At 75.3% G+C, this 21,122-nt stretch carries 17 protein-coding genes; 3 read left to right on the top strand and 14 right to left on the bottom strand.

From position 1 onward, the window contains the following. Positions 1-15: 15 nt before the first annotated feature. From murC to dinB, 13 genes are all read right to left on the bottom strand, one after another. A complete protein-coding gene (murC, locus tag ACUJ8O_RS08490) occupies positions 16-1,503 on the bottom strand; it encodes a UDP-N-acetylmuramate--L-alanine ligase (protein WP_158183828.1) in 1,488 nt (495 codons plus the stop codon). Next, the gene (gene murG / locus ACUJ8O_RS08485; RefSeq protein ID WP_148408300.1) at positions 1,500-2,630 is read right to left on the bottom strand and encodes an undecaprenyldiphospho-muramoylpentapeptide beta-N-acetylglucosaminyltransferase; all 1,131 of its coding nucleotides are present in this window, start codon (positions 2,628-2,630) and stop codon (positions 1,500-1,502) included. The genes murC and murG overlap by 4 nt, the downstream gene beginning before the upstream one ends. Next, positions 2,627-3,919 (bottom strand): putative lipid II flippase FtsW, encoded by a 1,293-nt coding sequence (ftsW, locus tag ACUJ8O_RS08480; RefSeq protein ID WP_095347345.1) that lies wholly within the window; start codon positions 3,917-3,919, stop codon positions 2,627-2,629. Before ftsW ends, murG begins: the two co-directional genes overlap by 4 nt. Positions 3,920-3,963: 44 nt before the next feature. Beyond that, positions 3,964-5,559: a UDP-N-acetylmuramoyl-L-alanine--D-glutamate ligase gene (murD, locus tag ACUJ8O_RS08475; RefSeq protein WP_180949566.1), complete on the bottom strand. Its 1,596-nt coding sequence runs from the start codon at positions 5,557-5,559 to the stop codon at positions 3,964-3,966. Then, complete coding sequence (gene mraY / locus ACUJ8O_RS08470) at positions 5,556-6,683, bottom strand: phospho-N-acetylmuramoyl-pentapeptide-transferase (RefSeq protein WP_445373310.1); 1,128 nt, start codon at positions 6,681-6,683, stop codon at positions 5,556-5,558. The genes murD and mraY overlap by 4 nt, the downstream gene beginning before the upstream one ends. Next, positions 6,680-8,194, bottom strand: coding sequence for a UDP-N-acetylmuramoyl-tripeptide--D-alanyl-D-alanine ligase (locus ACUJ8O_RS08465; protein ID WP_158183829.1), 1,515 nt, complete (start codon positions 8,192-8,194; stop codon positions 6,680-6,682). Before ACUJ8O_RS08465 ends, mraY begins: the two co-directional genes overlap by 4 nt. Then, entirely contained in the window at positions 8,191-9,948 is a 1,758-nt protein-coding gene (locus ACUJ8O_RS08460) for a Mur ligase family protein (RefSeq protein WP_095347342.1), read from the bottom strand. The genes ACUJ8O_RS08465 and ACUJ8O_RS08460 overlap by 4 nt, the downstream gene beginning before the upstream one ends. A 38-nt stretch (positions 9,949-9,986) precedes the next feature. Continuing rightward, positions 9,987-11,741: a peptidoglycan D,D-transpeptidase FtsI family protein gene (locus ACUJ8O_RS08455; RefSeq protein WP_233263279.1), complete on the bottom strand. Its 1,755-nt coding sequence runs from the start codon at positions 11,739-11,741 to the stop codon at positions 9,987-9,989. Between the two features lie 68 nt (positions 11,742-11,809). Then, positions 11,810-12,403: a hypothetical protein gene (locus ACUJ8O_RS08450; RefSeq protein ID WP_036314150.1), complete on the bottom strand. Its 594-nt coding sequence runs from the start codon at positions 12,401-12,403 to the stop codon at positions 11,810-11,812. Then, the gene (gene rsmH / locus ACUJ8O_RS08445) at positions 12,400-13,395 is read right to left on the bottom strand and encodes a 16S rRNA (cytosine(1402)-N(4))-methyltransferase RsmH (RefSeq protein WP_036314148.1); all 996 of its coding nucleotides are present in this window, start codon (positions 13,393-13,395) and stop codon (positions 12,400-12,402) included. The genes ACUJ8O_RS08450 and rsmH overlap by 4 nt, the downstream gene beginning before the upstream one ends. Positions 13,396-13,537: 142 nt before the next feature. After that, on the bottom strand, positions 13,538-13,969 hold the full coding sequence (mraZ, locus tag ACUJ8O_RS08440; RefSeq protein ID WP_002854575.1) for a division/cell wall cluster transcriptional repressor MraZ: 432 nt from the start codon (positions 13,967-13,969) through the stop codon (positions 13,538-13,540). A 322-nt stretch (positions 13,970-14,291) separates the two neighbouring features. Further along, positions 14,292-14,678: a DUF3040 domain-containing protein gene (locus ACUJ8O_RS08435; RefSeq protein ID WP_012750919.1), complete on the bottom strand. Its 387-nt coding sequence runs from the start codon at positions 14,676-14,678 to the stop codon at positions 14,292-14,294. Between the two features lie 133 nt (positions 14,679-14,811). Next, the gene (dinB, locus tag ACUJ8O_RS08430) at positions 14,812-16,107 is read right to left on the bottom strand and encodes a DNA polymerase IV (protein WP_063189731.1); all 1,296 of its coding nucleotides are present in this window, start codon (positions 16,105-16,107) and stop codon (positions 14,812-14,814) included. Between the two features lie 56 nt (positions 16,108-16,163). On the opposite strand from dinB, the gene ACUJ8O_RS08425 reads away from it, so the two are divergent. Continuing rightward, positions 16,164-17,279, top strand: a complete 1,116-nt coding sequence (locus ACUJ8O_RS08425) for a polyprenyl synthetase family protein (protein ID WP_078025833.1) — start codon at positions 16,164-16,166, stop codon at positions 17,277-17,279. 42 nt (positions 17,280-17,321) lie between these two features. On the opposite strand, the gene ACUJ8O_RS08420 is transcribed toward ACUJ8O_RS08425, so the two are convergent. Further along, entirely contained in the window at positions 17,322-17,720 is a 399-nt protein-coding gene (locus ACUJ8O_RS08420; RefSeq protein ID WP_044659490.1) for an Rv2175c family DNA-binding protein, read from the bottom strand. Positions 17,721-17,930: 210 nt separating this feature from the next. On the opposite strand from ACUJ8O_RS08420, the gene ACUJ8O_RS08415 reads away from it, so the two are divergent. Further along, the gene (locus tag ACUJ8O_RS08415) at positions 17,931-19,103 is read left to right on the top strand and encodes a LysM peptidoglycan-binding domain-containing protein (RefSeq protein ID WP_078025832.1); all 1,173 of its coding nucleotides are present in this window, start codon (positions 17,931-17,933) and stop codon (positions 19,101-19,103) included. Positions 19,104-19,157: 54 nt separating this feature from the next. After that, positions 19,158-21,107 carry a Stk1 family PASTA domain-containing Ser/Thr kinase gene (gene pknB, locus ACUJ8O_RS08410; RefSeq protein ID WP_445373309.1) on the top strand — a complete coding sequence of 650 codons (1,950 nt, stop codon included), beginning with the start codon at positions 19,158-19,160 and terminating at the stop codon, positions 21,105-21,107. The last annotated feature ends 15 nt before the right edge of the window (positions 21,108-21,122 follow it).

Here is a 21,122-nt window from a genome sequence, read left to right as displayed (position 1 = left end):
TCCCGCGGCCGAGCCTCACGGGTGGGCGACGCCGGGCGCCGCGTCCCGACCGAGCTCGGCCAGCAGGTCCGGGCCCAGGGCGGTGACGTCCCCCGCGCCCATCGTCAGGACGACGTCGCCGGCCGTGGCGCCCGCCGCGAGCGAGCGCACCGCCTCGGCGCGGTCCTCGGCGACGACACGGTCCTCGGCGGCGCCCGTGGTGAGGCGGGAGGCGATGAGGGACGAGTCGACGCCGGGCATCGGCTCCTCCCGAGCCGCGTACACGGGCAGCACGCGCACCGCGTCCGCCCCGGAGAGGGCGGCGGCGAACTCGGCGGCGAAGTCCCGGGTGCGGGAGAACAGGTGGGGCTGGAACAGGACGTGCACGCGGGCGTCGCCGGCCACGGCACGGCCGGCGGAGACCGCGGCGGCCACCTCCGTGGGATGGTGCGCGTAGTCGTCGAAGACCCGCACGCCGCGCGCGGCGCCGCGGAACTCGAAGCGGCGGGCCGTGCCCCGGAAGGCCTCCACGCCCCGCACGGCGGCCTCGAAGGCCATGCCCGCCCGGACGGCGGCCAGGACCACAGCGGCGGCGTTCAGCGCGTTGTGCCGGCCGGGCACCTGCAGATGCAGGGTGCGCTCCGGGCCGCCCGCCATCCGGAACGTGGCGCGCTGGCCCACTCCGGTCTCGCCCGGCTCCACCGCGAGGTCGGTGACCAGCAGGTCCGGCGCCACGCCGTCACGGGGCGCCGAGCCGTAGGTCACGACGTCGGCGGCCGCGTGCTCCCGTGCCCAGGCGGCCAGGTCCGCCGCGCCGGCGTCGTCGAGGCAGGCCACGAGGACCCCGCCCTGGGCGGCGGCCGGCAGCCCGCCCGCGAAGTCCCGGAAGACCTGGTGCACCGCCTCCTCGGTCCCGTAGTGGTCCAGGTGGTCGGCCTCCACGGTCGTGACGATCCCGATCGTGCTCGGGTAGTTCACCAGGGTGCCGTCGGACTCGTCGGCCTCCGCGATGAACCACTCGCCCCGGCCCGCCCGGGCGTTGGTGCCGAGCCCGGCGACGGCGGCGCCGACCGCGAACGTGGGGTCCCAGCCGGCGTCGGAGAAGGCCATGGCGGCCATGGAGGACGTGGTGGTCTTCCCGTGCGTGCCGGCGACGGCCAGCACCCGGTGGCCGCGCATGGCCAGGGCGAGGCCCTCGGAACGGTGCAGCACGCGCAGTCCGCGCGCCACGGCGGCGTCGTGCTCCGGGTTGCCCGGCCCGGCGATCGAGGAGGCGATCACCGTGGTGACGTCCCGGCCGAGATGCGCGGCATCGTAGCCGACCGTGATCCGGGCACCGCCCGCGGCGAGCTCGCGCATCACGGGCAGGTCCTTCGCGTCGGAGCCGGACACCGCGACGCCCTGCTCCTGGAGGATGCGGGCGACCCCCGACACGCCGACGCCGCCGATCCCCAGCAGGTGCACGCGGCCCAGGTCGGCGAAGCGGCCCTCGGCCGCGGGACGGGTGCTCTCGTCTCGGCTCATCGCCGGGCTCCTTCCTGGGCGGCCGAGCGCACGAGGCCGGCCATGGTGACGTCCGCGTCCCGGACGCCGAAGCGGGCGGCCGCCTCCCCCATGCGCGCGAGACGCTCAGGGTCGGTCGCCAGCGGGATCAGCTGACGCTGCACCCACGCGCGCCCGAAGGCGTCGTCGCGGACGAGCAGCGCGCCCTCCGCCTCCACCACGGGGCGGGCGTTGAGCGCCTGCTCGCCGTTGCCGATGGGCAGGGGGACGTAGACGGCGGGCAGGCCGACCGCGGACACCTCGCAGACCGTGCCGGCGCCCGAGCGGGCGACGATCAGGTCGGCGGCGGCGTAGGCCTGCTCCATGCCCGCCAGGTACTCCCGCTGGACGTAGCCGTCCCGGACCAGCAGGCCGCCGTCGTCCTCGGTGAGGGCCTTGTCCCGACCGGTCAGGTGGAACACCTGCAGACCGGCGTCCAGGAGGTCGCCCAGCGCGGCGCGCACGGTGCGGTTCACGGCCAGCGCACCCGAGCTGCCGCCGGTCACCACGACGGTGGTCCGGTCCGGGTCGAGGCCGAGGGCCTCACGGGCGGCACGGCGGGCGGCCGCCCGGTCCAGGCCGGAGATCTCGGGGCGCATCGGCATGCCCACCCAGCGGGCGCCGCGGAGGCGGGTGTCCGGCAGGGCGGTGCCGACGTGCGCGGCCCGCAGGGCGCCGATGCGGTTGGCCAGGCCGGGGCGGGCGTTGGCCTCGTGGACCACCACGGGCACACCGGCCCGGAACGCGGCGAGGTACACGGGCGTGGCGACGTAGCCGCCCACGCCCACGACGACGTCGGCGCGCCGGTCCCGCAGGATCCGGGCCGCCGTGGCGACCGCGGCGCGCAAGCGGGCCGGGAAGCGGACGACGTCCATCGACGGGCGGCGCGGCATCGGGACCCGGTCGATCAGGTCGAGCTCGTAGCCCGCCTCGGGGACGAGACGCGTCTCCATGCCGGAGGCGGTGCCGACCATGGTGCACTCGACGGGGCCGCCGCCGTCGTCCTCCAGGGCGCGGGCGATCGCGAGCATCGGGGAGATGTGGCCGGCGGTGCCGCCGCCGGCCAGCACCACCCGCAGGGGTCCGGAGGGATGAGAGGTCTGCGTCATCGGGGCTCCTGGAGGGCGGGGGTGGGGATCACGGGGAGGGGGTCGGTGTCCGGCTCGTCCGCCTGCGGGCGGGCGTCCGGCTGCGCGGCACGGCGGCGCTCGTGACGGGCGAAGGCCAGCACGATGCCGACCGCGCTCAAGGACAGGGTGAGCGCGGAACCACCATAGGAGATGAAGGGCAGGGGGACGCCCACCACGGGGATGATCCCGGAGACCATCGCGATGTTGACGGCCGCCTGGCCCACCAGCCAGGCCAGGATCCCCCACGTGGACAGGCGGATGAACGTGGACGTGGTCCCGGCGGCGACGCGGTAGATGCCGATCGCCAGGCCGAGGTAGGCCAGCAGCACCACCAGCGTGCCCACGAGCCCGAGCTCTTCGCCGAGGATGGTGAAGATGAAGTCGTTCTCGGCCTCCGGGATGTAGCTCCACTTCTGGCGGGACTGGCCGAGGCCCGCGCCCCACCAGCCGCCCGAGGCCAGGGCGTACATCCCGTGCGCCGGCTGGAAGCAGGGGTCGGTGGCGTCGGAGCAGTCCCCCATCCAGGCCTGCACCCGGACCATGCGGTGCGGGGCGAGGAGGGTCAGGGCCAGGATGCCCAGCATGCTCAGCGCCAGGAAGGTGAGGAAGACCCCCCAGTGGGTGCCGGCCACGTACAGCACCGTGGCCAGCACGATCGCGAGGATGATCGCGGTCCCGAGGTCGCTGCCCGCCATCACCAGGATCAGCAGCAGCAGGCCGCCGGGCAGCACCGGGATCAGCGCGTGCCGCACCTGGGTGACGAGGCGGTGCTTGCGCTCCAGGACCGCCGCCGCCCACAGGGCCAGGGCGAGCTTGGCGGCCTCGGAGGGCTGCATCCGGAACCCGCCGATGCCCAGCCAGTTGCGATTGCCGCCCACGGTGACGCCGAGCGGGGAGAACGCGACCAGCGCGAGCAGGATCACGGCCACGCCGAACGCCGGCCAGGCGAGCGCCTTGAAGACGCGCACCGGCAGGCGCGAGAACACGAGCAGGGCCGCCACGCCCGCCACCGCCCAGGCGCTCTGGCGCAGGAACAGGGCGTACGAGCCGCCGCCGGTGCCGATCGCCTCGACGGAGGACGAGGAGAGCACCATCACGAGCCCCAGCACGGTGAGCAGGGCGGTGCAGCCGCTGATGAGCAGGACCGACAGGTCGAGGGCGCGGCGACCCTCCAGGACCCGCCACATCCGGTGCAGGAGACGCTCCCGGTGCTCGGGGGCGTCGTCGTCCGCGCGGGGGCGGACCGGGCGGAGCTCGATCGGGGACATGGCCCTCCTCACGGGGGAAGCGAGACGGTCGGGTGGGCGGCGGGTCAGTCGGTGTCGGGGGCGGCGTCGTCGTGCACGTCCCAGCCGTGCTCGCGCATCAGCCCGGCGACGGCCTCGATGAATGCGTCGCCGCGGGCCGCGTAGGAGCGGAACTGGTCCATCGACGCCGCGGCGGGCGCCATGAGCACGGTGTCGCCGGGGCGGGCCAGGCCGTCGGCCACGCGCACCGCCTCGGTCATCACGGCCGCGCCGTCGGCGGGGCCGGTGCCGTCGGCCGCGGCGAGGGGGGCGTGGACGGGGACGTCCGGGGCGTGCGCGGCCAGGGCCGCGCGCAGGGCCGAGGTGTCCCTGCCCAGGAGCACCACCGCCCGGAGCCGGTGGGCGTGCGCGGCCACCAGCTCGTGATAGGTCACGCCCTTGGGCAGGCCGCCGGCCAGCCACACCACGGAGCTGAACGCCGCCAGCGACGCGTCTGCGGCGTGCGGGTTCGTCGCCTTGGAGTCGTTGACCCACATGATGTCGCGGGAGGTGGCCACGAGCTGGATGCGGTGCTCCCCGCGGTCGTAGGAGCGCAGGCCCTCGGCCACGGCCGCGGGGCTCACCCCGACGGCCCGGGTCAGCGCCGCCGCGGCGGCCGCGTTGGCCATGGTGTGGCGCGGCGCCACCGGGCCCAGGTCGGCGCGCTCGGCCAGGGCGATCGCCTCGTGGCGCCGGTTGTCCAGGAACGCACGGTCCACGAGGATCCCGTCCACGACGCCGATGTCGGACAGGCCCGGGGTGTCCGTGGTGAAGCCGATCGCGCGGCAGCCCTCCTGGACGTCCGCGCGCTCCACGAGGGTGCGGGTCAGCGGGTCCTGCTCGTTGAACACGCAGGCCACCCGCGTGTTCGCGTACACCTTGCCCTTGGCGGCGGCGTACTCCTCCATCGAGCCGTGCCAGTCCACGTGGTCCTCGGCCAGGTTCAGCACCGCCGATGACGCCGGGGCCAGGCCGTGCGTCCAGTGCAGCTGGAAGCTGGAGAGCTCGAGGGCGAGCACGTCGAAGCCCTCCGGGTCGCGGATCGCGTCGAGCACGGGGGTGCCGACGTTGCCGCAGGCCACCGCCCGACGGCCGTCCGCCCGCAGGATGGCCTCGACCATCGTCACGGTCGTCGTCTTGCCGTTCGTGCCTGTCAGGCACACCCAGTCGGCGGTCTTCCGGCCGGCGCGCTCGCGCAGCCGCCAGGCCAGTTCGACGTCGGACCAGATCGGCAGGCCCGCCGCATGGGCGGCCATCAGCAGCGGCTGGTCCGGCCGCCAGCCCGGGGAGGTCACGACGAGGTCCGCGGCGGCGCCGTCGACTTCGGGCAGCACCTGCGTGGCCGCCCGGTCGAGCAGGACCTCGCGGACCCCCACGATCCGCAGGGTCTCCGCACGCGCCCGGTTCTCGGGGCCGTCATCGCCGTCCACCACCACGACGGCGGCGCCCAGCTCGGCCAGGGTGTCGGCCACGGAGAAGCCGGTGACGCCCAGGCCCGTGACGACGACGCGCAGGCCGGCCCACCCCGGGGCGTCCCAGGACGTGAGGTCGGCGGTGCGGGCGGTGTCGGCGCGAGGCCGGCGCACCGGTGCGAGCGCGGCGTCGGACGCGGGGCCGGTCACGGGGTCACCCCCGCGAGGCCGCCCTGGCGGATGAGCCAGTCGCCGTAGAAGATCGCGAGCCCCACGGTGACGCACATCAGGGACAGCAGCCAGAAGCGGACCACGACGGTCACCTCGGCCCAGCCCTTGAGCTCGAAGTGGTGCTGCAGCGGCGCCATCAGGAACACGCGCTTGCCGCCGGAGACCTTGAACCAGCCCACCTGGATGATGACGGAGAGCGTGATCGCGACCATGAGGCCGGCCAGCACGGCCACCAGGATCTCGGTGCGCGTGAAGATCGCGAAGCCGGCCAGGGCGCCGCCCAGGCCCATGGAGCCGGTGTCCCCCATGAAGATCTTGGCCGGCGAGGTGTTCCACCAGAGGAAGCCCAGCAGGCTGCCCGTGAGGATCGCCGCGAGCAGGGCCAGGTCCATGGGGTCGCGGACCTCGTAGCAGCCGCGGGTGCCCTCGAGCGCGCAGGACTGGCTCGACTGGAAGAGCGATATCAGGACGTAGGCGCCCGTGATCATGGCGGTGGCACCCGTGGCGAGCCCGTCGAGGCCGTCCGTGAGGTTCACGGCGTTCGTGGTGGCGGTGGTGATGAGGTTCGACCAGATCACGAACAGGATGACGCCGATCGCGGGTCCGGCGAAGGCCAGGTCGAGCCACGGGATGTCCCGGGCGAAGGAGATCGCCGTCGAGGCGGGGGTCAGGCCCCGCTCGTCCGGGAAGTTCAGGGCGAGGACGGCGAAGGCGGTGCCGATCAGGGCCTGGAGGATGATCTTGCCGCGCGGCGTCAGGCCGAGCGAGCGCTGCTTCGTGATCTTCGTGAAGTCGTCCACGAAACCGACGAAGGCCATGCCCACGGTGAGCAGCAGCAGGATCAGGCCGGAGGCCGTGGGCCCGCCGAAGTCGACGCCGAGCACCGCGAGCAGCCCGTGGGTGATCAGGTACGCCAGCACCATGGAGCCGATGATGACCGCGCCGCCCATCGTGGGCGTGCCGCGCTTGGTCTTGTGGGTGGTCGGGCCGTCGTCGCGGACGAACTGGCCGTATCCGCGCTTGACGAGGAACCTGATGAACAGCGGGGTGCCGACGGCCGAGAGGACCAGGCCGAGCACGCCGCCGATGAGCAGTCCGATCACGGTCGGGACTCCTTCGGGGAGGCGGAGGGGGCGGCGACGGCGTCGGCCGTGGCGAGGCGCTCGCCGAGGGCCGCGAGCCCGACGCCGTTGGAGGACTTGACGAGGACGAGGTCGCCGGGGCGCAGGTGCTCGGCGAGGAACGCCTCGGCCTGCGCGGCGTCGTCGACGAAGTGCGCCTCCTCGCCCCAGCTGCCCTCGTTGAGGGCGCCGATGTAGAGCGGCCGGGCTCCGGCGCCCACCACCAGCAGCTGGGCGATGTTCAGGCGCACCACGGACTCGCCCACGAGGGTGTGCTCACGGACGCGGGCATCGCCGAGCTCGAGCATCTCCCCCAGGACGGCCCAGGTGCGGCGGCCGCTGGAGCGGCCGAGGGTGGCCAGCGTCCGCAGCGCGGCGCGCATGGACTCGGGGTTGGCGTTGTACGCGTCGTTGATGATCGTGACGCCGTCCGCGCGGTCGGTGCGCTCCATCCGGAAGCGGCTGGCGGGCCCGAGCCCGTCGAGACCACGGGCGATCTCGGCCGGGTCCATGCCGGCGGCGTGGGCGGCCGCGGCGGCGGCCAGCACGTTGTGCACGTGGTGCAGGCCGGTCAGTCCGGAGGCGACCGGATGCCGCACGGCGGCCTCATCCGTCCCGACCTGCAGGTCGAAGACGGGGCGCTCCTGGTCGTCGGCTCGCACGTCCCGTGCGGCGACGAGTCCCGACGCGCGGCCGGCGGCCACGTCCTCGGCCGCGCGGGCGACGCCCCGCTCGTCCGCGGTGAACCAGGTGATCGGGGCGGCGGTCCGTGCCGCCATGCCGGCGACACGCTCGTCGTCGAGGTTGAGGACGGCGACGCCCTCGGGGCCGAGGGCCTCCACGAGCTCGCCCTTGGTGCGCGCGATGTTCGCCACGCCGCCGAAGCTGCCCGCATGGGCGGTGCCCACCATGAGCACGACGCCGATGTCCGGGCGCACGATGTCGCAGAGGTACGCGATGTTGCCGACGTGGTCCGCGCCCATCTCGACCACGAGGAAGCGCGTGTCCAGCTCCGCCCGGAACACCGTGAGCGGCACGCCGACCTCGCCGTTGTACGAGCCGACCGGTGCGACGGTGGGGCCCTGGGTGGCCAGCAGGGCAGCGAGCAGGTCCTTGGTGGTGGTCTTGCCGGCCGAGCCGGTGATGCCGATGACGGTGGTCGGGGAGTGCCCCCGGACGCGGCGCACGACCTCCCGGGCGAGCGCGCCCATCGCGAGCACGGCGTCCTCCACGATGATCGCCGGGTGCGCGGCGCCGTCGGGGGCGTGCGTGACGTGCTCGGCGAGCACAGCGGCGGCGCCGGCACCCAGCGCGGCGTCGATGAAGTCGTGGCCGTCGGCGCGCTCCCCCGGCTTCGCCACGTAGAGCGTGCCCTCGGCGGTGACCTCCCGCGAGTCGGGGGTGACGTGCACCAGCACGGCGGCGGGGTCGAGGGTGGCCGAGAGCGTGCCGGACACGGCCTCGGCGATCTGGGCTGCGGTGAGAGCGATCATGACTCGATGACCTTACCCTCGCGGGCGGGGCCGGAGCCCGAGGCGGAGGCCGCCGCGACACGGGCGGCCAGGGCCTCGCGCAGGGCCACCCGATCGTCCAGCGGGACGAGCTCGCCGTCGTAGTCCATCGTGGTCTCGTGTCCGCGGCCGGCCAGGAGGATGCCGTCCTGCGGCCCCGCCAGCTCCACGGCGCGGCGGATGGCCGCCGCACGGTCGGCCACCTCCTCGATCACGACCGTGCGGCCCTCCTCCCGCGCGATGCGGTCGGCCTCGGCGCGGGCGCCGGCGAGGATGTGGGCACGGATCGGGGCCGGGTCCTCCGAGTGGGGGGTGTCGTCGGTGACGATCACCACATCCGCCGCCCGGGCCGCGATCGCGCCCATCACGGGCCGCTTGTCACGGTCACGGTCGCCGGCGGAGCCGAACACGATCAGGGTGCGCCCGCGCGTCCCCGCCGACGCCCGGGCGTCGGCGAGGGAGCGCAGCGCCTGGACCATGCCGTCCGGGTTGTGCGCGAAGTCGACGACGGCGTCCGGCTCGCGGCCCACGACCTCCATCCGCCCCGGGACGGCGGCGGCCAGAGGGCCCTCGCCCGCGGGCACGTCCAGGACGGCGGCGAGCGCGTCCAGGTGCTCCTCCCCCACGGCGTGCAGCACGAGCAGGACCGCGAGGGCCGCGTTGGCCACGTTGAAGCGGCCCGGCAGACCGACGGAGGCCCGCAGCTCCCGGCCCGTGGCCGCGTGGCGCAGCGTGAAGCGGTGGCCGAGGCCGTCCGGCGCGAGCTCGGCGACCTCCCAGTCCGCCCGGAAACCGGGGTCGTGCTCGGCCAGGGCGCCCGGCGTCGGCGCGGCCGGCCCGAGGGCGAGCGTGGTGACGGGAACGCCGGCGGCCCGGGCCATGGCGACGCCCCAGCGGGGCCCCTCGCCGCCGTCGAGCGTGATGACGGCGTGGTCGGTGCGGGCGGGGTCGAACAGACCGGCCTTGGCCGCGAAGTACTCCTGCATCGAGCCGTGCATGTCCAGGTGGTCCTGGGTCAGGTTGGTGAACCCGGCCACCGCGTAGCGCAGGCCGGCGATCCGCTGGTACGCCACGGCGTGGGAGGAGACCTCCATGACGGCGGTGTCCACCTCCTCCTCGCGCATGAGCGCCATGAGGGCGTGCAGCTGGGTGGCCTCGGGCGTGGTGAGCGTGGAGGGGACCTCCCGCTCCCCCGCGCGGATCAGGATCGTGCCCACGATGCCCGACCGGCGCCCCAGGGCCTCGAGCAGGGCGGCGGCGAGGAAGCTCGTGGTGGTCTTGCCGTTGGTGCCGGTCACGCCGAGCAGGCGCGGGCCGGCGTCGCCCCCGCCGCCGTAGACGCGGGCCGCCACGGTGCCGGCGGCGGTGCGCACGGCGTCGACCTCGAGCACCGGGACGTCGGCCAGGCCCTGCTCCGCCAGGAGCGCGCGGCCCGCCGCGTCCGTCAGGACGCCGACGGCGCCGGCCTCCAGCGCCGTGGCCGCGAACGCCGCGCCGTGGGCGCGCGCCCCCGGAACGGCGACGTAGAGGTCGCCCGGGCGCACGACACGCGAGTCGAGGCTGACCCCCGTGACGCCGTCGGCCGGGGCCGCGCCGTGGACGTGGGCCGCGATCCCCGCCCCGGCCAGCGCCTGTGCGAGGGCGGGCCAGGCCGCGGCGGGGGTGTGGGAGGGCCGGAAGGCGGCGTCCTGCTGGGCCGGGGTCAGCGGCGCAGGGGGGTCGCTCGGAGTGGTCATGGGGGTGCTCCTGGGGTGCTCGGGGCCGGAGGCGTGGGTCACCACGGCCGGTCCTGCGGATCGTCCACGAAGACGCGGTAGTCGTTCGGCTCGGCTCCGGTGGCGGGCACGTCCGCCTGGCGGAGCATGTACTCCATGATCGTGGCGGCCGCGACGGACACGTCCCGGGAGCCCTGCTTCGACGGCGGCCGATGCATGGACACGGACACCACGAAGCGGGGGTCGTCGAGCGGGGCGACGGCGGTGAAGCCGAGGTTGTAGCCGTCGTACGTGCCGGTGTCGCTCGCGGCCTCGGCGGTGGAGGACTTGCCGCCCACGCGATACCCGGGGATCGCGGCGGCCTTGCTGGTGCCCTGCGTCACGACGGTCTCCATCATGCGGAGCATCTGCGCCGCCGTCTCCTCGGAGACCACGCGGTGGGGCTCCGCGGACGACTCCCAGCGCTTCTCCGCGCCGTCGCCGTCCACCGTGGCGTCGATCAGCCGGGCCGGGATCAGCACGCCGCCGTTGGCGAGGGCCTGGTACATCTGGGCGGTGTGCAGGGTGGTCTGGGTGTAGCCCTGGCCGAAGGCCGTGGTCAGGCGCTGGCGGCCGTCCCACTGCTCGGGCGGGACGAGCACGCTGCCCGCCTGCTGCGGCAGGCCGAGGTCGATGGGCTGGCCGACCCCGAAGGAGCGCATGTACTCGTAGCGCTGCTCGTCCGTGATCTTCTCGGCGATCTGCACCGTGCCCGTGTTGTAGGAGCGCGCGTAGATGCCTGCCACGGTCATGTCGAACGTCGGGTGCGGGGAGAAGTCCCGGATGGTCTGCCCGTCGAAGTCCTGGCTGCCGGGGACGGTGAAGCCGTCCGTGGCGGTGACCTTCCCGGCGTCGACGGCGGCCGCGATCGGCAGCGCCTTGCCCGTGGAGCCCGGCTCGTACGGCGTGCTCATCACGGTGGAGGTGCGGAAGTTCCCCTCGGTGGCGTCGGGGTCGGCGGGGTCCACCGTGGTGGAGTCCGCCATGACGATCACGTCGCCCGTCTTCACGTCCATCACGACGGCGTTCGCCCACTCCGCCTCGTACTCGGCGGCGAGGGCGCCGAGGGTCTCCTGCGCGAACCACTGGGCGTCCTTGTCCACGGTCAGGCGCAGGTCGGCGCCGTCCACGGCCGGAACCTCCTCGAGCGGGGCGTTGGGGATGCGGATGCCGTCCGCGCCCACCTCGAACGTGCGGGTGCCCGGGGTGCCGGTCATGACGTCGTCCTGGCTGAGCTCGAGGCCTTCGAGGGCGGTGCCGTCACCGCCCATGAAGCCGATGATGCTGCCGGCGACCGACCCGTTCGGGTAGGTGCGGCGGTCCACCGCCTCGGAGAGCAGGCCCGGCACGTTGAGCGCCATGGCCTTGTCCCGGACCTCCGGGGTCACGGAGCGACGCACCACGGCGTACGGGCGGGAGCCGATGGTGGCCTCGCGCACCTCCTCCTCCGTCATGCCGAGCACCTCGGCCAGGCTGGCCAGGCGGGAGTCCACGTCCACGAGCACGGTCTCCCGGGCCTCGCGGTCCCATTCGTTGAAGTCCTTGACGAGGCGCTGGTCCACGACGATGTCGTAGCGGCGCACGCTGGCGGCCAGCACGTCGCCGTCGCGGTCCAGGATGGACCCGCGCTGCGGCAGGGTCTCCTGGTGTGTCAGGCGCTGGTCCATGGCCGCCGCGGCCTGCCCCGTGGGGTCGATGCCCTGCACGTAGACGAGCCGCAGTGCGAGCCCGCCGAGCAGGACGAAGACGAGCAGGAGAAGGATGCGGGTGCGCACGGCGGGGTGCCCGGGAGCGGGCCCGACCGTCGATCCGCCGCGGGGAAGGTGCGAGGCGGGACGGTCGATCAACGGTCGGCGGCGTCCTGGTCGGGGGCGGCGGAGGCGTCCTCGCCGCCGAGGGTGCGCGGTCCCTCGATCTCGTCCTGGCCGTCGCCGGCCGTCCCCTGGCGGACCGCGTCCGCGTCCGCCGGCGGCGCGACGTAGGTGGCGGAGATGTCGCCGTCCTGGGCCGCCTGGGCCTCGCCGCTGAACTGGCCCGTGCCCGCGTCCACGGAGGCGGTGCCGGCGGGGGCGACCATCCCGAGGGCGTCGGCGCGCGCGGCCAGGTTCTGCGGCGCCTCGAGGTGGCCCACCTGTTCGGCCAGCCGCTCATTGGTCTCGGTGACGGCCTGCTGCTCCTGGCGCAGGTCCAGGAGGGCGTACTGCCGGTTGGACATCGTGATGTTCATGACGAGCACCGCCGCGAGCGCGGCGAGCACCACGAGGACGCACAGCACGGTCACCCCGGAGCGGGATCGGGGCAGCGGGGCGGGCACCACCGAGAGCGGCGTGCGCTCCTGCGGAGTCGGCCGCGCAGGGGCGACGGGGGTCGACCCGGGGCGCAGCGACTCTGCGATCCGTGCGTGTGCGGCCATGCTCATCTCCTCGTGCAGCGTCATGCCGTGGTCCTGGACGTCCTGATCTTCTCAACCGCACGCACTCTCGCGGAGGAGGCGCGACGGTTCTCGGAGATTTCTTCTTCGGTGGGCTTCTCGGTGCCGCGGGTGAGCACCCGCACCACGGGTTCGTGCTCCTCCAGCACCACTGGGAACCCCGGGGGCGCCGTGGACGTGGCCCACGCGCTCAGGTGCCGCTTCGTGATGCGGTCTTCGAGGGAGTGGTAGCTCATCACCACGAGGCGCCCGCCCACGTGGAGGGCGTCGAGGATGGCGGGCACGGCGGCGTCGAGGATGTCGAGCTCCTCGTTCACGGCGATGCGCAGGGCCTGGAAGGTGCGCTTGGCCGGGTGCCCGCCGGTTGCCCCCGCGGCGACGGGGACGGCCGAGCGGATCACCTCGACGAGGCGGCCGGTGGTCTCGATGGGGGCCTCGTCGCGGGCCCGGACGATGGCCCGTGCGATGGGGCCGGCGAAGCGCTCCTCGCCGTCGCGACGGATGATGCGGCGCAGCTCCTGCTCGTCCAGCTCCGCCACGAGCGTCGCGGCGGAGCGCTCGGCGGTGTCGTCCATGCGCATGTCCAGCGGAGCGTCGTAGGAGTAGGCGAAGCCGCGCTCCCGGTCGTCCAGCTGGTAGGAGGACACACCGAGGTCGTAGAGCGCGGCGTCGACCTTCGTGACGCCCGCGGCGGCCATGGCCTCGGGCACCCGGTCGTAGGTGCCGTGGAAGGGGATCAGGCGCTCGGCGAGGGGGCCGAGGCGCTCGACGGCCATGGCCTGGGCGTGGACGTCGCGGTCGATGCCGATGACGCGCAGGTGGGGGAACCGGGTCAGCAGGGCCTCGGTGTGCCCGCCCATGCCCAGCGTGCCGTCGACGGCGACGGGCGTACGGCCGGCCTCGAGCGCGGCCTGGACGGCGGGGGCGAGGAGGTCGACGACGCGGTCCCGCATCACGGGCAGGTGGCGGTCCTCGGGGCGCGGCTGGCCTGCGTCCACTCTCGACCTCCTGCTCACATCGCGGTCCTGGCGGACCTCGGGCGGGATCCCCATCCGTCCGCCGCCGCGCCTGGCCCAGGGGAAGACGGGTCAGGTGCGGCGGCGTCGGCTGGAGGTCTCGCTCGAGGTCGGGTGGTCATGGTCAGAAGACGCCGGGCAGGACGTCCTCGTCGGTCTCGGAGAAGGCGGCTTCCTGCTCGGCGAGGTAGGTGTTCCAGGACTCCGAGTCCCAGATCTCCACTCGCGTCCCCGCGCCGATCACGGTCACGTCCCGGTCCAGCCCCGCGTACTGTCGCAGCGGCGCCGGCACGGTCACCCGACCCTGCTTGTCCGGGACCTCGTCCGACGCCCCCGAGAGGAAGACGCGGATGTAGTCACGGGCCTGGCGGGAGGACAGTGGAGCCGACCTCATCTGCTCGTGGACCCGCTCGAACTCACGAGCGCTGAACACGTAGATGCAGCGCTCCTGACCCCGGGTCAGGACCAGCCCCTCCGCCAGCTCCTCGCGGAACTTGGCGGGGAGGATCAGCCGGGACTTCTCGTCGAGCCGGGGGGTGTACGTGCCCAAGAACACGGCAGACCCCCTGGCTCGTCAAGCGGTCCCTCCCGACCAAGGTCGGGACCCATGCTCTCTCCTTCCCTCCACATTACCCCACTTCCCTCCACCATCAACCCCGGACGCGGGTCCCGGCGCCACGGGCGTGTCGAGGCCCCCCGAGTCCGGCGCGCCATCCCGCGGGTCCCGGGGCCGGCGTCGCCGTGGAGGGACGTGGAGGACCGGTGGGCCCCGGTGGAGGGCCGCGGCGATGACGGAGCCTCGGGCAGCGGAAAGGCCCCGATCCGGAGCGGATCGGGGCCTGGAGTGGAGGATAGTGGGGGCCCGGCGGGCCAGGCGCTCAGTCGCCTCCGGCGCGCCGCTCGTCCCAGCGCCGCTCGAGGCGGCCCATGAAGTCGCCGCCTCCCTGCCGTCGCGGTGCGCCCGACCGGCGGGCCTCCGGGCCCGAGGCCCCGGAGGCGACAGCGCGCGGCCGCGTGGTCAGCAGGAAGATGCCGGCCCCGATGACGACGACGCCGAGCACGCCCAGGAGGATCGCGTGGTTGGCGACCCCGAGGACCACGACGAGCAGCCCGACCACGGCGAGGACGGCCCCGGCCACGACGCGACCCACGGGCAGCCGATGCCGCCCCGTGTCCGCCATCTGGGTGGCCAGCCGGGGGTCCTCGGTGCGCAGCTGCTGCTCCAGCTGGTCCAGCATCCGCTGCTCATGCTCTGAGAGGGGCATGGCGACTCCTTCGAACGCGGCCTCCGACACCTCCGGGACCGGGAGGGGACGCCCGCGCGTCCGACTTGCCCTCCAGGATAGGACCTGCCGCCCCACCCTAGCCAGGTGGCGACGTCGCCGGCCCCGGAACCCCTCACTCCCGGTCCGGGCCTCCGGGGCCCGGCCGCGGCGCGTCCCGGCGGGCGTCGGCGCGGGCCTCGCGGCGACCCAGCAGCGACGCCGGCCGCACGGCCGCCGTCGGGAAGCGCCGGGCGACGGCGTCCAGGGCGGCCTCGGCACCGGCCCAGTCGCCCGCCTCCGACGCCTCGCCCTCCGTCCCCCAGGCGGGACCGCCGAAGAGCGCCTCCTGGGCCGGGGGCTGATCGGCCTCGTCCCCGAGGCGCTCGGCGCGCACGCCCACGAGCCGGACCGGATGCGGCCGTTCGGCGTGCAGCTCGCGGACGAGTCGCCGCGCCGGGCCGAGGAGGTCGTGGCCCGTGGCGGTCGGCCGGGCGAGGCGGGCGGTGCGGCTGCGGACCGACCCGTCCGGCGCCTTGAGGCGGACTGTGACCGCGCCGGCGGTGGCCTGCTCCGCACGCAGCCGGGCCGCGACCCGGTGGCACAGGCGCAGGACCTCCGGGTCGACGCCCGCGACGTCGACGGGGTCGACGTCGAAGGTGTGGTCCGCACCGATGCTGCGGGCCGCCGGGCGCGGGGCGACGGGACGCGGGTCGATGCCCCGGGCGAGCGACGCCCACTCCCGGCCGGCGGCCCCGAACGACGCCTCCAGTCGCGCGGGGTCCACCCGGGCGAGGTCGCCGATGGTCGCCACCCCCCGCCGGGCGAGCCGCTCGGCCGCCTTGGGGCCCACGCCCCACAGCCGGCCCACGGGCAGCGGATGGAGGAAGTCCAGGGTGCGCTCCGGCGGCACGATCAGCAGGCCGTCGGGCTTGGCCGCGGTGGACGCCGTCTTGGCCACGAACTTCACGGCCGAGCCGCCCACGGTGCACGGCAGCCCCAGCGCGGAGCGGACGCGCTCCCGGATCAGGTGGCCGATGTGCTCGGGCGGGCCGAGCCGACGGCGCGCGCCGGCGACGTCGAGGAACGCCTCGTCCACGCTGAGCTGCTCCATCACGGGGGTCACGTCCGCGAGCACGGCCATCACCTCGGCGGAGACGGCCCGGTAGAGCTGCTGGCGCGGCGGGATGACCACGAGGGGCGGGCACAGGGCGCGGGCGTGCGCCAGGGGCATCGCCGAGCGGACCCCGTAGGCCCGCGCCGCGTACGAGGCGGAGAGCACCACGGACCGGCCGCTCGGGGCGGCGACGGCGGCGGGACGCCCCTCGAGGTCGGGCCGTTCGCGCAGCTCGACGGACAGGAAGAACGCGTCCATGTCCACGTGGAGGATCGTCGCCTCATCGCGGGGTGCAGCGGGCGCGGTCTCGGACATGGACCGAGCCTATCCGGGACCGGCGATCCGTCGCGCGGCGCGGCTAGGGTGGGGCCATGCCCGCCGACGTCGCCGTCCCCCGCCCCCGTCCCGCCGACCAGGACCGCTTCCGCGCCGCCGTCGCCGACGCCCTCGACCGCCTGCTGGCGGAGCACCGGGACCTCGCCCGGGACGTCCACCCGCTGACCGCGCCCCTCGTGGACGCGATCGCGGACCTGACCGCGGGCGGCAAGCGCCTGCGCGCCGTCCTGGCCTGGCTCGGCTGGCGGGCGGCCGGTGGCGAGGCGGAGGACCCCCGCATCGCCGAGGCGGGGGCGGCGTTCGAGCTGTTCCAGGCCGCGGCGCTGATCCACGACGACATCCTGGACCGCTCGGACACCCGCCGCGGGATGCCCAGCGTGCACCGCCGCTTCGAGTCCCTCCACCGGGAGGCGGGCTGGCGCCACGCCGCGGAGCACTTCGGCGTCTCCGCCGCGATCCTCGCCGGCGACGTCGCCCTGGGGATGAGCGAGACGGCCTTCGCGCGCGTCCTCGCCGGCACGCCCCGGGAGGACCGGGCGCGGGCCGAGCTCGAGCGGATGCGCTTCGGCGTGATGGCGGGTCAGTACCTCGACGTGGTGGCCGAGATGGCCCCGGCGGCGCGCGACGCCCGCGAGGCCGAGGCGGCCGCCGAGGCGGTGGTGGAGCACAAGTCGGCGCGCTATTCGGCGGTGCACCCGCTCGCCCTCGGGGGGCTGCTGGCGGGGGCGGACGACGGGCTGGTGACCGCGTTCGCCCGGGTGTCGCTGCCGTTCGGCATGGCCTTCCAGTACCGCGACGACCTGCTCGGCGTGTTCGGCGATCCGGCGACCACGGGCAAGCCCGCGGGCGACGACCTGCGGGAGGGGAAGCAGACGGTGCTCATCGCCCGCGCCGTCGAGCTGCTCGCCCCGGACGAGGCCGCCGCGCTCGACGCGGACCTCGGCGACCCGGACCTCGGTGCGGACCGGGTGGCCCACTGGCAGGGCGTCCTCGAGGCGTGCGGCGCGCGCCGGGCCGTCGAAGAGCGGGTCGCGGCGCTCTCGCACGAGGCGGCCGGGGCCGTGGCGGGCCTGCTCGCGCACGGCGTCCCCGAGGACGTCAGCGCCGAGCTCACGCAGCTGATCGACGCCTACACGTCGCGCCGCCACTGAGCGGCACGGACCCCGCGGGCTAAGGCCGCCCGCGGGGCCGGCTCACCAGGCCAGGGCCTGGGCGCGACGCCGGATCTCGGTCTTCCGGCCGTCCCGGAGTGCGTCGATGGGCCGGCCGGGCAACGACTCGTCCTCGGTGAACAGCCAACGGAGGGCCTCCTCGTCGGAGAAGCCGGCGTCGGCCAGCAGCACGAGCGTGCCCTGCAGGGAGTCGAGCACGCCGGTCTCGGTGAGGAACAGGGCCGGCACGGACCGCACCGCGGGCTCGGGACGACGCACGGCCAGCAGGCGGCGATCATGCACGAGGTTGTGGACGCGGGTCACGCGCTGGTCGAGGTGCTCCGCCACGTCGGGCACGGAGAGCCACTCGCCCACGAGGGCGTCGAGCTCGGCGGGGATCGCGTCAGCGGGGACCGGGGTGTCGGAGGAAGTGGTGCTCACAGGCGCCAGCCTACGTGGCCGCCGACGGGCCCGGCCCATCGCGCCCCGGACGGCATAGATCTCAGTATGGTCACGAAGATCACATTCCGATAACATCGCCGAGGCTCCATGGCCGGGCGCCGACGTCGTCGGTCGACCGCGGGGGCCACGGGTCCCACCCGTCACTTCCCCGTCGTGTTCCATCCATCCGATCCGATGCCGAGGTCTGCCGTGCCCCACACCCCCGTCCGCTCCCGCTGCCTGCGCTCCGTCCTGACCGGCGGCGCGGTGCCCCTGCTGCTGCTCACCGGTCTGCCCGCCCAGGCCCACGCCCAGGAGGCGGCGGTGCACACCGTGCGCCCGGGCGACTCCCTCACCCGGATCTCGGCCGCCCGCGGCGTCTCCGTCGCCGACCTGCTGCGGTTCAACGGCCTGGGCCTGGAGACCGTGCTCTACCCGGGTGACGAGCTCCGCCTGACCGGCGCGGCGGCCCCGGCCCCGGCCGCGGGGACCTACACGGTGCAGCCGAACGACGGGTGGTGGGTCATCGCCCGCCGCACCGGCGTCTCCGCCGCGCAGCTGCAGCGGCTCAACGGCATGAGCGCGTCGAGCATGCTCCACCCGGGCATGGTCCTGACCACGCAGCGCACGGCCGCCGCACCGAAGGCCCCCGCGTCGCCCGCCCCGACCACGACCCCCGCCACCGCGCCGGCGTCGACGACCCCGACGGCGGCCGGCGGGACGGTCCGGTACACCGTGGTCTCCGGCGACTCCCTCTGGGGGATCTCCCAGCGGTTCGAGGTCTCCATCCCCCGTCTGCGCGAGCTCAACGGCCTGACGCGGGCCTCGACGCTGCACCCCGGCGACGTGCTCGTGATCTCCGACGGCACCCTCGAGGTGGAGCCGGTCTCGGCCGTCCAGGCGGTCGGCGACACCTTCCTCGGGCGCACCTACGCGCCGCACGTGACGGCCTCGGCGAACGAGAACCTGCGCCTGCTGCGCGCCGTCCCGCAGCCCACCCCCGAGCAGATGCAGCAGATCGTCCGCGAGACCGCCGAGCGGATGGGCGTGGACCCTCGCCTGGCCCTGGGCCACGCGTACACCGAGTCCCGCTTCCGCATGGCCTCGGTCTCCCCCGGCAACGCCGTGGGGGCGATGCAGGTCATCCCGATCACGGGCGAGTTCGCCTCGGAGCTGGTGGGCCGCGAGCTGAACCTGCTGGACCCCCACGACAACGCGGTGGCCGGCGTCGCGTTCATCAAGTACGTGCAGGACCGCACCCCCACCCTCGATGAGGGCATCGGGGCCTACTACCAGGGCCTCGGCGGGGTGCTGGACAGCGGCCTGAACCCGGAGGCACGGGACTACGTGGCCAAGGTGCGCGCCGCGATGGCGATGTTCTGATCCGCCGGCGGCGGACCGCCCCGAGGGGTCCGCCGCCTGTCCTACCCTGGGACGATGAGCAGCGCACGCCGCGACCCCCTCGTGGGGGGCATCGTCGACGGCCGCTACCGGGTCGTCGAGCGGCTGGCCCGGGGCGGCATGTCCACCGTCTACCTGGCCGTGGACGAGCGTCTCGACCGCCAGGTGGCGCTCAAGGTCATGCACCCGCACCTGGCGGAGGACCCCGTCCTCGTCGGCCGGTTCGAGCAGGAGGCCAAGACGACGGCGCGGCTGTCCCATCCGCACGTCGTCGCGGTCCTGGACCAGGGCCACACCGAGGCCGAGGACGGCGACGTGCTGGCCTACCTCGTGATGGAGCACGTGCCCGGCCGCACGCTGCGCACCGTCATCCGGGACCGTGCACCGCTCTCGCCCCGGGAGGCGCTGCGATTCCTGCGTCCGCTCGTCGACGGCCTGGCCGCCGCGCACGGCGCCGGACTGGTGCACCGGGACGTGAAGCCCGAGAACGTGCTCGTCCGCGACGACGGCCGGGTGACGGTCGCGGACTTCGGCCTGTCCCGCGCCGCCACGGCCCACACCATGGCCGGGCAGGCCGTCGTGGGCACACCCGCCTATCTCGCCCCCGAGCACATCGCCGGGGCGCCCGCCGACGCCCGTTCCGACGTGTACGCCGTGGGCATCATCCTGTTCGAGCTGCTCACGGGCCGCCAGCCGTACACCGCGGCGACCGCGCTGCAGGTCGCCTACCGGCACGTCCACGAGCGGGTCCCCGTGCCGTCCACGCTGCACCCCGGGCTCCCCGAGGACCTCGACGACCTCGTGCTGTGGTGCACCGAGCCGGACCCGGCCGACCGGCCCGCCGGTGCCGGCGAGCTCCTGCACCGCATCGAGGCCGTGGCGGCGGGCCTGGACCCCGACGCACCGGACCGCCGCCCCGCCGCGCAGCCCGCCGAGGGCCCGGGCGCGGACCCGGCCCCGACCGGCCCCGCCGCCGATGGCCTCGAGGATGCGGCCCCGGACGGGAACCTGGAGACCCGGGCCCTCGACGCCGGCGACCACCACGCGACGCGCGTGCTCCCCGCCCTGGCCGAGTCCGACCTCGACGAGGACATGACCGACGTCATCGACACCCGTGTGGCGACGCACGGGGGCGACCCGCGGCCCGCCGCGCGCCCGGCGGAGCCGATCGGCCCGCTCGGGCTCGACCCCGCTCCGGCGGACCGGCATCCGGGGCGCGGCTCCCGGCGGCGGCTGCGTCGGGCGGCCCGCCGCCCCGCCCTCGACCTCGGCCAGGGCACCGGCCGGGCCGCGGCGATCGGCGCGGCCGTGACCCTGCTGCTCACCGGCGTCGCCCTGCTGCTGGGCTGGACGCTGGGCTCCGGCGGCCTCGGAGTCGGTGGTGTGGCGGTGGTCCCCGACCTCGACGGGCTGGCCCGGGAGGCGGCGGAGGAACGGCTGACCGCCGCGGGCTTCACCGCGGCGGTCACGGCCCGGCATGACGAACTCCGCACGGAGGGCACGGTCGTCGCCAGCTCACCCGCGGCCGGGGAGCCGGCGGGGCGCGGCGCCCCCGTCGAGCTCACCGTCTCCGCCGGCCCCGCGCCGGTGCCGGTGCCCGACCTGACCGGCGTCGTGATCCGGCAGGCCCACGGCGTGGCCCGGGACGCCCGATTCACCGTGGAGGTCGCGGAGCGCCGCACCGATCCCGCAGTGCCGGCCGGGGCCGTGATCGAGCAGCACCCGGCCCCCGGCGAGCAGGCGACGCCGGGCACCGCGGTCCGCGTGGTGCTCTCCGAGGGCCGCGCCGTGCGCCCGGTGCCGGACATGACCGGGCAGGATCCGGAGACGGCGCACACGACGCTGGCGGACGAGGGCTGGGACGCCCGCGTGCATCGCCTGCCGCTGCCGCTCTCCGCCCGGGGCGAGTCCCGGGTCCTGCACCAGTCCCCCGCCGCCGGGACCGCGCTGCCGGAGGGCACCGCGGTCCACGTCTGGGTCGGCTGAGCCGGGGCGTGCCCG

The sequence above is a fragment of the Micrococcus sp. EWR3.9.1 genome (genome assembly GCF_052615555.1).
The sequence above is the reverse complement of the archived record's forward strand: the minus strand, read 5'-3'. Positions and strand labels throughout refer to the sequence as shown.